Consider the following 12,845-nt stretch of genomic DNA (forward strand, 5'->3'; position numbering starts at 1 on the left):
ATTCCTCATTTTTTACTAAAAGCTCATTGTTTCTTACCTGACTTAAGGTACAGCTGTGTTATACTTTTGCATTATAAACTTTAAACAATCATTTATGATGAAAAGTGCACAAGAGGTTTTTGAGAACCACATTAAAGCTGTAAGTACTTTAGATCCAGAGAAAGTAATTAATGATTATGCTTTGGATGCTGTTTTTACAACACCAGAACGTACCTATAAAGGAGCAGAACAAATTAAAAGCTTTTACCAAGAGCTTCTTCCTAAAATGGATGGGTTTGAGATTAAAACCATCAAGCAAGAAACCTACAATCATGTGGTATATCTGGTATGGCATGGTAAAAATGAAAAACTGGATGTACAGTTTTGTACAGATACTTATATCATAGAAAATGGTAAAATTAAGTATCACACTTTCGCAGGAATTATTCAATAAACACTATAAATTTTAATACTATGGATTACAAAAATTTTCAAACATTTACAGCAGAGCAGAAAGATGCCATTTTAACGGTTACAATTAATTTCGGACCTGTAAATGTACAAGGACAAGAGATGTTAGCAGACCTAAGCAGTCTTGCTTTAAGATTAGAACGTGACAGAAGCGTTAAGGTTGTTGTATTTCAATCATCTAACCCTAATTATTGGGTGTGCCACTACGATACAAACCTATTGAGAGATATGTCTACAGAAGCTGTTTCTAGATCAGAGGTAAAGTTACTCGATTTACAATCGGTATTAGAAAGAATTAGCAACCTACCTCAAGCTACAATTGCAAAAATTGAAGGTTTTGCACGAGGTGGTGGTCATGAAATGGCTTTGGCTTTAGATATGCGTTTTGCAGCTCGTGGAAAAGCTAAATTCATGCAAATGGAAGTAGGTATGGGAATACTACCATGTGGTGGAGGTGCTTCTCGTATGGCTCGTCAGGTTGGTTTAGGAAAAGCACTTGAAATTATTTTAGGTGCAAGAGATTGGGATGCTGACGAAGCTGAAAAATTTGGAACGGTAAACAAAGCGCTTGACGCAGATGAAATAGGACCGTATGTAGATGCTTTAGCAGAGCGTATTTCTAAATTCCCTGCAGAATCGATTGAGGCTTGTAAGCGCGCAGTTTATGCATCTATTGATTTACCCATTGCGGATGCTTTAAAAGAAGAAGCTTATCAGTTATTTCAGGCTACTAGCAAAACGCCTGCCATCAAACGTTTTACAATTGCCGATGAAAATGGTGCACAATTCGACCATGGTAATCAAAAGAATTGGGAAAACATGCTAATGGACTTGCAAGAAATTAAATAAAGATTGAGTATTGTTAGAGGGGGTGATGAAAGTTTACCATTAATCCCCTCAACTTTTATTCTCTCCATAAGTTTATAACACATGAAGTTTGAAGAAATTAATAAAGGTTACAACAGTGTATTTAAACCTCATAAATTAAGCCTGGGGCTTGTTATTCCTATTGAGAATTATGCACATGGTGCCACCCCTACAATGCAACAGCATTTAGAAAGAGTGAAATTAGCTGAAGCTGTAGGTTTTAAAGCAGCATGGGTAAGAGACGTTCCTTTTAATGTTCCTTCGTTTGGTGATGTGGGGCAGATGTATGACCCATTTGTTTATCTTGGGTATCTTGCTGCACAAACAACTAATATTGCATTGGGAACTGCTAGTATTGCTCTACCGTTACATCATCCTGTTCATGTAGCTAAGTCCGCAGCTACCATTGATCAATTGTCTAATGGTAGATTAATTTTAGGTGTAGCATCAGGTGATAGGATGGAGGAGTATCCGGCAATGAATATCAAATATGAAGAAAGAGGAGAGCGATTTCGTGAAGCATTTAATTTAATTAGGAACGCACAAAAGGACTTTCCAAAACTTGAAACAAGGCATTACGGAAATTTAAACGCTTCTTTGGATATCCTACCTAAACCTTTAGGCAAAAAGATTCCCTTACTAGTCACTGGACATAGCCAACAATCCTTGGAATGGAATGCTGAAAATTCAGACGGATGGATGTCATACCCAAAGGATGCATACAGCCAACGGCAAACAATAAAAGATTGGAGAGATTTAATTTCTGGTGGGAGTAAAGCCAGTAAGCCATTCATGCAACCTCTCTATGTTGACTTGCAATCCGATTCAGGTTTTAAACCTGAACCAATACATTTAGGTTTTAAAATTGGGTCTAAATATTTGGTAGATTATTTATTCCAATTACAAGAAATTGGAGTTAATCATCTGGCTTTTAATCTTCGTTTTAATAAAACTGATATAAGCCATACTCTAGATAAATTAGGAGATGAAGTGTTGTCTAAATTCCACTAAGACAAAAGCTTATGTCCTAATATCTTTCCATAATCTTCGTCATATACTTACTTGTTAAACCTTGTTTTTTACAACAAAAACCATTTTTCTTACTTGAGCACAGTTATAGATACCGATACATTTGTAATGTAAATATGCAAGGATAACTTATAACTTAAAAAAATAATATAATGAAAGCATTAGTAATTAATGAATATGGCGAGAATGCTAAATTTGAAGTAGCAGAAATTGAGAAGCCAACTATTAAAAACGGTCATGTTTTAGTGAAGATTGCAGCCTCTAGTGTAAACACCATTGACACTATGATTGTACAAATGGGTAAAAATCTACCATTATCTCCTGATGCTCCAGCACTTTTAGGAATGGATTTCGCAGGTGTCGTTGAAGAAGTAGCAGATGATGTAAAAGGTTATGCGATTGGTGATGAAGTTTACGGATGCGCTGGTGGATTAGGTGAATTACCTGGTACATTAACTGAATTTATTGTAGCAGACAGCAGATTGATGGCGCATAAGCCTAAAAACATAAGCATGAGAGAAGCAGCTGCTTTACCATTGGTTGCCATTACTGCCTATGAAGGTTTAACTCGCGCAGGTATAACAGAGGGACAAAAAGTATTGGTACAAGGAGGCTCTGGTGGTGTTGGTCATGTAGCTATTCAGCTGGCAAAATATTTCGGAACAGATGTGTATGCTACTGATGGTAGTGAAAATAAATTAGCATTAATTAAAAAGTTAGGAGCAACCGCTATTGACTACAAGTCAGAAAAAGTAGAAGATTATGTAGCGAAATACACTGGAGGTGCAGGTTTTGATGTGGTTATGGATTCTGTTGGTAATGAAAACCTAGTGAACTCATTTAATGCAACAGCATTGAATGGAAATGTTGCTACTACAGTTGCCTTAAGTCCAGTAGATTTAACCATGGCACATTTTAGAGGTCTGTCTGTACATGTAGTATTTATGTTAATACCAATGTTATACGATTTTAATAGAGCTGTGCATGGTGAGATTCTTAGTAAAGTAGCAGAAATTATTGAAGCAGGAAAATTAACACCTGTGGTTGACGAGAAGAAGTTTTCTCTTGAGCAAGTGGGAGAGGCTCATGCCCATTTAAAAAGTGGACAAGCTATTGGAAAAGTGGTAGTTGAAAACTAATCCACTTACGAAAGGTTCAAACAAGAAAGACAAAAAAGGTATTTTAAGCGATAGCTTTTATTTATTGGCGTCGCCAAAAGGTTTAATACCTCGTTAATACAGTTAGTATTCAGATTTATGCTTATGGGCTTGCCACGAGGTGGTTTATTTTATATGGGAGTATCTCTTTAAAGGGTACTCCTTTTTTGTGCAATAAAAGAAGACTAGTATAGGACTACATTAAACCTCGTTTTTTACTAAAAGTACTTTGCTTTATACCTGATCAAAGCCAAGCTACAAGCGTATTTTTGTAGGTGTAAATTAAAAGAAAGGAAATTAAATATGCATTACGAAGGAAAAATATACCGCCCTTGGATGGAGGCAAATAGTTTGCTGATTCAAACAACTATAGGTTGTTCTAATAATTCGTGTACTTTTTGCGATATGTTTAGCGATAAAAAATTTGGTGTTCGCAAATTAGAAGATATATATGATGATATTGAAGAGGCTAAGCAACTTTATGGTGCTAACATCGAAGAGTTTTTTTTGATTGATGGAAATGTGATGGTGATGAAAACAGATTTCATTGTAAACGTTCTACGCAAAATCAAAGAAGTATTTCCGAATAGCAAAAAGATCTCGTTGTATAGTCAATACAATGATTTTAAAAGAAAAACAGTAGACGAGCTAAAACAGATTAAACAAGCCGGTTTAACGATGGCATATGTGGGTCTCGAATCTGGAGATGCTAAAATTCTTGATGATGTTAAAAAAATGATGACTCCAGAAGAAGCAATAGAAGGAGCGGCCAAAGCCAAGGAAGCTGGAATTAGAGTTTTAGTTTCTATTATCTGGGGTCTTGGAGGCAAGGAACGCTCCAAAGAGCACGCTATTGAAACGACTAAACTGTTGAATATTCTTCAGCCAGAAGAGTTAGCTCCAATGGCTCTGGCTATACAACCAGGTACCGAGTTGGAAGCTCAGGTAGAAAGAGGTGAGTTCACATTACCTACAAAACAACAGGTATTGGAAGAAGAAAAATACTTATTAGAAAACCTAAAATTTGACACTTTCTATTGGGGAGATCATGGTAATAATGAGGTTTCTTTAAAAGGTCAGTTTCCAAGCAATAAAGTCAGTTTTTTAAATGTTGTAAATGGAGCCTTAGAAAATATTAAAAACAAAGATGAAAAAATTGAGACTTTTTCTTGGTAAAGGAAATAGGAGAAAACTGTAAATATATCGTATAACTGAAATTTGTTTTTTCATTTTTAGCATCATAATTCATCCAAACAGGCACTTCCTCATTGAGAAATTGTCTGTTTGGATTTATCTTTTATACTTGAAGATATTAATTCGCAAATGTAATACGTATAGTGTTGGGGATGTTACTTATATCCGCGATGGGCTTACGAACGCTCAAAAACTACACTAGGTAAATTTTGAGTTATTTAAAGGAAGATTATTAACTATAAAACATTCACAAACCTATCACATTAACTTCTATTAATTGAAAAATATGACTTTAATAGATTATTCCTTTTGCCAAACTCTTACGTAGTCAATTTCAAAATCCATGTACCCTCCTTTTTTTTGTTCTGGAGTGCCATTAAGTGTCAAGTCTTCTTTGCTTTTAGGAATGCCATGCCAAGGAAATACTTCATTATCTAACCATATATTAATGGGTTTGGTAGCCACATAGCCATTATAATTCTCTGGTACTTCTCTATTTTCTTTAGCCCATTGCGTAGCTTCTTCAGCAGTAACCGAAGAAAAGAGTTTACCATCAATATAATATTTAATACCATTTTCACTCCATGCAATACCATAAACATGAAAATCGTCAGCTCCTCTAAATCCCATTTGTTTGCGCTCTGTATAAGAAGGTTTTCCCTTTAAATGTTCCCAATCACGAATAGACCACCATAGTTCAGAATCTAAATGTTCTTTCCCTTTTGCTCTTCCATCGCCATACATCTCAAAAAAATCAAACTCTAGTTTTTCACCCATCGACCAAAAGGCACTGGTAACTTCGGCATCAGCCGCTTTGCTTCTAATTTCTATATATCCATATTTAAAAGCTTTACGCCCAATAATACACGCTGTTGTAATATTCTCGTAAGGTAAAGGATCACCAAATACAGGAACTCTTATTTCTTCACTAAACGGAAAATCAGGCTCCCAACGCACTTCCAACTTTAACATACCATCCTCTAAACGATAATTACATCCCGAAAACTGAGAGGGAGCTCTACCTGTCCATACTTTCTTTTTGGGTTTATCGGGATGTTTATAAAACGGTTTACCGTCCTTGAATTTACCCACTATATACCACCTTTCCTCGTCTAATTCTTTGGCATTAAATTCATCACTAACTATTGAATTTATTTTCCAACCCGCATTGTTGTCAGGATCAGATAATGGGTTAATTTGAGCCTTGGCGTATGACAAACATGCCAAGAATAATGTTATAATGGATATTATTTTATACATCTTCATATTATTTAGCATCAATGCTTACAACTATATCTTTAGAAATTAGATTTCCATCACTATTACGAGCTGTAATCCTGATATTAGAGGCTTTTTTAGTGGCTTGCACAGCTAATAAACATTTACCATATTCGGTATAAACCGTTTTGCTCTTAAAGCTTTTAAGTTTGGCAGTATTACCACAATCAGTACCTAAAAAACGGTGCTCTCCAGTAATTTCAAAAGTAATTTCGGTATCTATATTTTTAACTTCTCTACCTTTTTTATCCACCAGTTGAGCAACTACATGAACCACATCAGTATTGTTAGCAGCCATTTTGGTTCTATCTGGAGTTAATTTAATGGCAATAGGTTCTCCCACTGTTTCTAGGGATATGGATATCTTTTTACCATCCTTTACACCTTTTGCATTTATTTTACCATCCTTATAATTAACAGCCCATTTGTAAGTGTAGTCTTCTTGATCTTTTAGGTATTGTGTACCTAGCGACTTTCCATTCTGAAATAATTCAACCTTCTCGCAATTTGAATATACCTCTACAATAGTAGCTTCATCTTTACTATAGTTCCAGTATGCATTTACATGTTGCCACTCACGAGGAGCCAGTTTCCAGTAATCTTTCTTTTTTTCTACAACTTTACCGTTGCTATCCACCTTATAGATGGATTCTTTGGCTGTTTGCGTGTACATGCTGATAACAGGAATATCATCGCGCCATAAAGCTTTAAACATGTAAAAAGAGCCACGCGGAAACCCTGCCACATCCAATGGTCCTTGCGGTGTAACTTTTACGGGCCAATGTTTAGCTCTACGTTCGCCCATATAATCTACACCTGTCCAAAGGAATAACCCCGAAATATAATCTCTCTCCATAACAGCCTTCCACTCATAATAACGAGGTACATTTTCGGTACCCATCATTATTTTATTTGGATATGTTTTTTTGAAATAATCGTATTTATGTGGTTTGTAACTATAACCAACAATGTCTAAAACATCGGTATACCCAGTTTCAAAGCTTGAAGTAGGCAAAATACAATTAGCTGTTATATAACGTGTAGTATCTAACTCGCGCGTCCAATCTGCTAGCTTTTTAGCTGTGGTTCCAATGTTAAATGTTTGTTCTGGAAAATTCTTCCAATAATCACGAACTTCTTGTGGAGTATGTGGAGGTACCTCTGTGCGCCAAAGAGTCCAATCCATTTTATTATCCTTATCACTTTCTTTAAAAATACCTGTTGCTCCTCTATTTCCTGCGTAGGTCCACTCTATTTCGTTACCAATACTCCATTGAAAAATAGAGGGATGGTTACGACTTGATAACATGGTGTTCTTTAAATCCTCTTCGGCCCATAGTTGAAAATGCTCAGAATGACCACGAGTAATGTAATCCACCTCTTTGTCTTGCATGTTAAAACGCTTGTCTTTGGGTAAATCCCACTCATCGTAAAACTCATTTTGGACTAGAAAACCCATTTCATCGCATAGGTCCAAAAATTCGTCTGAAGCAGGGTTGTGAGAACAACGGATGGCATTACAACCACCTTCTTTTAGTAATGCTAAACGTCGCTTCCACACATCTTTAGGTACGGCAGTTCCAACCAATCCAGCATCATGGTGCAAACAAACACCTTTAATCTTCATGTTCTTTCCATTTAAAAAGAAACCTTTGTCCTTATCAAAATATATAGTTCTAATTCCAAAACGAGTATTTCGTTCTTCTATAACTTTTCCATCAACAACGATGCTTGTTTGAGCCATATACATTTGGGGAGAATCCACATCCCAGAGAATGGGATTTTTAAGCTCAATGTCTTGATTGAAAATATCATTTTTTAATGCTCCTAATGATATTGTTGTGGTTTGCTCAGTTACTTTTTCTCCATCATTATTTAAAATCGTGGTTACAAGATGTCCTTCTTTTGAGCTGCTATAATCATTTTTTAGTTGAACCTTAATATTTACCCGGGCTCTTTCTTGGGTAACTTCTGGAGTAGTAACAAATGTTCCCCATACCGGAATATGCAATTTATCAACTATGAGCATTTGAACATTGCGATATATACCGGAACCAGTATACCATCTTGAATCGGCATAGCGGCTATGATCAACACGTACAGAAAGTCTGTTTTCTTGCCCTTGAGGAGCCAATAAATCGGTTAAATCATAATAAATAGGAGCATACCCATATGGATGATTTCCAATGCGCATTCCATTTAACCAGAATTCAGCATTATTATAAACACCATCAAAAATGATATAACATTTCTGATTTTTAGTAATCTCCGTATTAAATAACTTTGAATACCAACCAATTCCTCCTGGCATAAATGCTGTACACCCTTCTAACTCTTCAGAAAAATCAGATTCAATACTCCAATCGTGAGGTAAATCTAGCTTTCTCCAATAACTAGGGTCGTATGTCGTTAAACTATATTCTGGCGAATCGGAAAGCGTAAATAACCAATCGTTATTAAAGCTAATAGGATTTGTATTTTGCGCGATACTTTGTATTAATGTACCACACAAAATATATAATAATAATGGTAATAGCTTCGACTTCATTTTGATTTTATCAAGTTTAAATTTTTAGAAATGAAAGATTGAAAAATACGATAAGTACACAGAATGAAGAGTGCAAAAATTACCCGTGAATGGTATAAAATTACCCAAATAAGTTTGAAAGAAGACTAAGTACAATTCTATTCATTTTGTGTACAAAAATGCACCTGTTGAAACTTATAATTAGGCTATTTTTGAATCGAATGTTTCAATAAATTACAATCACATGCAATATTTAAAAAGATACGGGTTACTTCTACTTTCTACTATCATGATATTTTCATGCACAAATATAAAGAAGGGGGAAGCCAAACAGGAAGAAAAACCTAATGTTATTATTATTTTTCCAGACCAATATCGTCAGTTCAGTTTAGGTTTTTGGTCTCAAGGAGATAATGCCAAATATATTCATGGTAAACCAGATCCGGTTAATACACCAGCGTTGGATAAATTAGCCAACGATGGTGTTGTATTTAGTAGAGCCATGAGTAATTTTCCGCTTTGTAGTCCATATAGAGGTATGTTACTTTCGGGGCAGTATCCAACAAAAAATGGATTAACAGCTAATTGTCGTAAAGATAGAGAAGTAGGTATCAAGGTAGATGGTAAAGCAATAGCTAATGTTTTTACCCAAGGTGGCTATGAAACAGCTTATTTTGGAAAATGTCATTGGCAAAAGACCGTTCCTATGTTTGATGAAAAAGGAACTTATCACGGTACAACAGAAGCTCCTGGAGGTCATTACATCAACAGATATGATACCTACGTGCCTCCTGGTGGACCACGCTTGGGTTATAAATATTTCTTTCAAACCTTGCGGGATACACACAAAGATCCGCTTTGTTACTCTAACGACCCTAAAGCCATTGAAGGTTTTAAAGAAGGTGAATTATATCAACCCAAACGGTTTAGTGCCGAGTTTGAGTCAGAGGCGCTATTGAATTATCTAGATAACACACATGGGCAGCGCGATATGGATAAACCATTTTTTGTTACCTGGTCATTAAACCCACCGCATAATCCATGGGATGAAGAAAGTACTGATATGAAGTTCTTTCCTCAATATACCAATCAAGGAAATATAGAGATTGACGATTTACTTTTAAGAGGTAATGCTGATAAGGAAGTGGGGGAATACGCTCCTTATTATTTCGCCAATGTAAGTGCGGTAGATTACTACATAGGACTTGTTTTGGATAAACTAGAAAAAATGGGAGTAGCCGATAATACCATTATCGTTTTTAGTTCTGACCATGGTGAAATGTTAGGGAGCCACGGACATAAAGGTAAACCTTACCCTGAATCGGAAGCTTTTAATATACCTTTTATTTTAAAGTGGGGTAAAGAATTAAACCATAGAGTAGAGGATTTAATATTAAGTGTTCCGGATGTAATGCCTACACTATTAGCTTTAGTAGGATTGGAGGATATTATTCCAGCAACAGTACAAGGGACTAATTTTGCAAGTATTATTAAAGATCCTGAAAGTAATATTACCCAAAGACCCAATGCAGTTTTATATTTCGATTATAATCAACGAGGATTATATTTAGGAGATTATACTTTTGTAGTTAAAACCTCTAACGGCGTTGATTTTAAAGAAGCCTTTTATTACGATAATGTAAAAGATCCATATCAGCTGCATAAAATTAAAGGAGACCAAATGAATTTGGAACTGGTTGAAGAGTGGAAGAAAATTTTGGTAAAACAATTAATCGCCATTGAAGATAAATGGGCGATACAGAAAATATGCGAAGGATATCTTGAGTATTAAATATAATTTATAAGCATAAAAAAAGAGGCTGTCTCAGAATAAACTGATTCAGCCTCTTTTTTTTTAGTCACAGCAAGGTATTATAAACTGCAAAGTCATAAGTCTGTTTATCGAACTGTCGGTATTTCTGAGTGCGCACCAATAATTATTTCATTTACAATAGCATTTTTACCTTCATAATCCAAAATTTCAAGTTTTAAATAACGGATATTTGAACTGTTAAATTCTATGCTTTTCATGTCACCATCTGCTTTCCATTTCTCTTCCGAAATAAGTTTAAATGAATCTCCATTTGTACTTCCGTATAGTTTACAATGCTTAATGTTGCCATCTATTAAACTTGTTTCTGGAGCTGGTTTACATCGATGGTTTTGTGTAATTTGCATTAACTCAATACCGTTATACACTTTTCCTAAGTCAAAAGTGATGGACTGAATACCATCATTGGTTGGTAGCCAGTCGTAATAGTTCTTTCCTGCAATTTTAGAAGCGTCAAAAGCATGCTCGGCTTCACCACTTGTAGCTATGGCTGCAACCGGACGAACTTCATATATAACCGGAGGTACTTGTTGAGGAAGTATTGGTCGAGAGGAATTGGGGCTCCACGAGGTTCCAATTTCCTCTAATAAATCAATATATAATGTATCTAATAAACCATCTCGATTAGGCATGCAATTCAAAAGGAAATTACAATATCTACTTTCAAGCATCTTTAGTTTATTACTTATAGTAGCAGCCGACTCTCCTTTTATTAAGCCATGGGGTGTTTTATCGCTCCAAAACCAACCATTCCCTTTTACACTGCAATGTCCCAACGCAGAAGCCATTGAGTTGGTCTCTTTAGGAAAAGCGCCAAATGGTCCCTCAAAATATGGAATATCTACATGAAACGTAGATTGCATATGCGTGTGATCTGTAATTAAGCAATCTGGTTGAAGTTTACGAACATGATCTCTTATTTCGTTAAAAGGAACTTTGTTATGCCCAAATCGCCAAAACCAACCATCAAAAACCAAGTATTTAATTTTACCATAATTCGTTAATAATTCAGTTAGCTGACCCTTTATAAATTTAATTGCCTTATCATCGATCTGGCCTTTATCAATATTATTACTAGAGTCCCAAATTGAATAATATAATCCTGGTTCTAACCCCTTATCCCTAAATGCATCTACATATTGTTTTACAATGTCCTTTTTGTATGGAGTTGAAGCCACGTCATATTCTGTATACTGACTATCCCACAAACAAAAACCTTCGTGATGTTTGGTTGTTAGTAAACCAAATTTCATACCTGCAGAGACAGCAGCATCTGCCCATTGGGCGCAATCTAAATCTTGCGGATTAAAAGAATCAATTGGATAGTTTGCTTCTCCCCATTTAGCACCATACGACATAATGTTGTAACATATAAACATTCCAAAGCGCATATCAACAAACTCTTGGAGTCTTTGCTGATGTTTTGCTTTATTATCGAGTTTTTGCTCTTTATTACAGCCTATAAGGAAGAAGAGTGCAAATGATATGATAAGGATTTGTTTCATATTAAAAATGAGTATGGATGATTTTATTTACAATTAATGCAAATATCATGAAAGAATGTCAAAATCCTTTGGATTTATTTACGAATACATTAGACAATCTTATCATATATAGAAGTCACACAGCATAATAATTCGTGAAAAGCATTATATTGTTTTATGATTCAAGGAGAGCATATTAAGTATGCTTTTGCATTAAAAAGATTTAATAATGAAAAAAATAGAACCATATCATAATTTAGAAGAAGCATTGCATAACTTGGATAATGGAGGTAGGTTTTATAACCTATTTACCAAGGCTAATGACGGACAAATTAATCAGGCAGAACTGGGTAAAGTAGGTGGCATATTTAATGATAAGCAGCATCTGATTCTATTTTTAGAGATGTCTTTACTTAAATTAAGTCAGACGGATAAAGCAGATATTATTTTTAAACTAGATTCAAAACTTCATAAAAGCTATCTCAAATATAAATCTAATTACTTATTACCAACAGAAGTGGAAAGTAAAAGTGAAATAGCTCAGAGTACAATCATGTCCGGAATTCCAACACTAATAGATTCGAAAACTGAATTTAGTGGTTTTGTAATGTTCCCTATCACAAGTGGAGATGTAACTACATTTATGATGGTACCAATCATGGAGGAATATGATATTTATGAACTATGGGATGATACAAAAACTGCACATTGTATTGTGGCACACACAAAACAAGAAACTAAGCTTCCAGAAAGTAAGGTGGTTTTAGGCGGAGTGGTAAAAGAGTTTAACTCCGATGAATTAGGAGATGGTAAAAAAGATACATTTTTAGAGGTATCTTATTATATGTAACCAATAGCGCTCTAAACGATTGTTTTAATGTTCTGAAAGTCTTATTTAGCGTCGGTCTCAGCAGTTGAGTCAAAAAACAAGGTAGAAATGACGCTTAAAAATTATTTTCTGTTTGAATCCTTTTGAGGAACGAGAAAGGGTGAGTTTAAATAATTTCAGTCATGAACCGTAGTTCTTT

Annotated in this window: 10 protein-coding genes; 7 read left to right on the top strand and 3 right to left on the bottom strand. The window is 35.1% G+C overall.

Annotation, left to right across the window (positions count from 1 at the left end; all coding sequences use genetic code 11):
- Positions 1 to 94 precede the first annotated feature (94 nt).
- From A8L32_RS15595 to A8L32_RS15615, 5 genes are all read left to right on the top strand, one after another.
- The gene (locus A8L32_RS15595) at positions 95 to 433 is read left to right on the top strand and encodes a nuclear transport factor 2 family protein (RefSeq protein ID WP_075590955.1); all 339 of its coding nucleotides are present in this window, start codon (positions 95 to 97) and stop codon (positions 431 to 433) included.
- A 20-nt stretch (positions 434 to 453) separates the two neighbouring features.
- Positions 454 to 1,299 carry an enoyl-CoA hydratase/isomerase family protein gene (locus A8L32_RS15600; RefSeq protein WP_075590956.1) on the top strand — a complete coding sequence of 282 codons (846 nt, stop codon included), beginning with the start codon at positions 454 to 456 and terminating at the stop codon, positions 1,297 to 1,299.
- Between the two features lie 81 nt (positions 1,300 to 1,380).
- Positions 1,381 to 2,328: an LLM class oxidoreductase gene (locus tag A8L32_RS15605; protein ID WP_075590957.1), complete on the top strand. Its 948-nt coding sequence runs from the start codon at positions 1,381 to 1,383 to the stop codon at positions 2,326 to 2,328.
- 170 nt (positions 2,329 to 2,498) lie between these two features.
- The gene (locus A8L32_RS15610; protein ID WP_075590958.1) at positions 2,499 to 3,485 is read left to right on the top strand and encodes a zinc-dependent alcohol dehydrogenase family protein; all 987 of its coding nucleotides are present in this window, start codon (positions 2,499 to 2,501) and stop codon (positions 3,483 to 3,485) included.
- A 321-nt stretch (positions 3,486 to 3,806) separates the two neighbouring features.
- Entirely contained in the window at positions 3,807 to 4,679 is an 873-nt protein-coding gene (locus tag A8L32_RS15615) for a B12-binding domain-containing radical SAM protein (RefSeq protein WP_075590959.1), read from the top strand.
- A 318-nt stretch (positions 4,680 to 4,997) separates the two neighbouring features.
- On the opposite strand, the gene A8L32_RS15620 is transcribed toward A8L32_RS15615, so the two are convergent.
- Together A8L32_RS15620 and A8L32_RS15625 are read right to left on the bottom strand one after the other, a co-directional pair.
- On the bottom strand, positions 4,998 to 5,957 hold the full coding sequence (locus A8L32_RS15620; protein ID WP_198931797.1) for a family 16 glycosylhydrolase: 960 nt from the start codon (positions 5,955 to 5,957) through the stop codon (positions 4,998 to 5,000).
- A gap of 7 nt (positions 5,958 to 5,964) precedes the next feature.
- Positions 5,965 to 8,523: a glycoside hydrolase family 2 TIM barrel-domain containing protein gene (locus tag A8L32_RS15625; protein WP_075590960.1), complete on the bottom strand. Its 2,559-nt coding sequence runs from the start codon at positions 8,521 to 8,523 to the stop codon at positions 5,965 to 5,967.
- A 223-nt stretch (positions 8,524 to 8,746) separates the two neighbouring features.
- Between A8L32_RS15625 and A8L32_RS15630 the strand changes: the two genes are divergently transcribed.
- A complete protein-coding gene (locus A8L32_RS15630; protein ID WP_075590961.1) occupies positions 8,747 to 10,294 on the top strand; it encodes a sulfatase-like hydrolase/transferase in 1,548 nt (515 codons plus the stop codon).
- Positions 10,295 to 10,401: 107 nt separating this feature from the next.
- Here A8L32_RS15630 and A8L32_RS15635 read toward each other — a convergent pair whose 3' ends face one another.
- A complete protein-coding gene (locus A8L32_RS15635; RefSeq protein WP_075590962.1) occupies positions 10,402 to 11,838 on the bottom strand; it encodes an alpha-L-fucosidase in 1,437 nt (478 codons plus the stop codon).
- 208 nt (positions 11,839 to 12,046) lie between these two features.
- Between A8L32_RS15635 and A8L32_RS15640 the strand changes: the two genes are divergently transcribed.
- On the top strand, positions 12,047 to 12,667 hold the full coding sequence (locus A8L32_RS15640) for a hypothetical protein (protein WP_075590963.1): 621 nt from the start codon (positions 12,047 to 12,049) through the stop codon (positions 12,665 to 12,667).
- Positions 12,668 to 12,845 lie beyond the last annotated feature (178 nt).

The organism is Labilibacter marinus (assembly GCF_001659685.2).
Classification (GTDB): domain Bacteria; phylum Bacteroidota; class Bacteroidia; order Bacteroidales; family Marinilabiliaceae; genus Saccharicrinis; species Saccharicrinis marinus.

Coding starts and splice junctions, on each gene's coding strand:
- A8L32_RS15595 (WP_075590955.1), top strand. CDS start 95: ATGATGAAAAGTGCACAAGAGGTTTTTGAGAACCACATTAAAGCTGTA.
- A8L32_RS15600 (WP_075590956.1), top strand. CDS start 454: ATGGATTACAAAAATTTTCAAACATTTACAGCAGAGCAGAAAGATGCC.
- A8L32_RS15605 (WP_075590957.1), top strand. CDS start 1,381: ATGAAGTTTGAAGAAATTAATAAAGGTTACAACAGTGTATTTAAACCT.
- A8L32_RS15610 (WP_075590958.1), top strand. CDS start 2,499: ATGAAAGCATTAGTAATTAATGAATATGGCGAGAATGCTAAATTTGAA.
- A8L32_RS15615 (WP_075590959.1), top strand. CDS start 3,807: ATGCATTACGAAGGAAAAATATACCGCCCTTGGATGGAGGCAAATAGT.
- A8L32_RS15620 (WP_198931797.1), bottom strand. CDS start 5,957: ATGTATAAAATAATATCCATTATAACATTATTCTTGGCATGTTTGTCA.
- A8L32_RS15625 (WP_075590960.1), bottom strand. CDS start 8,523: ATGAAGTCGAAGCTATTACCATTATTATTATATATTTTGTGTGGTACA.
- A8L32_RS15630 (WP_075590961.1), top strand. CDS start 8,747: ATGCAATATTTAAAAAGATACGGGTTACTTCTACTTTCTACTATCATG.
- A8L32_RS15635 (WP_075590962.1), bottom strand. CDS start 11,838: ATGAAACAAATCCTTATCATATCATTTGCACTCTTCTTCCTTATAGGC.
- A8L32_RS15640 (WP_075590963.1), top strand. CDS start 12,047: ATGAAAAAAATAGAACCATATCATAATTTAGAAGAAGCATTGCATAAC.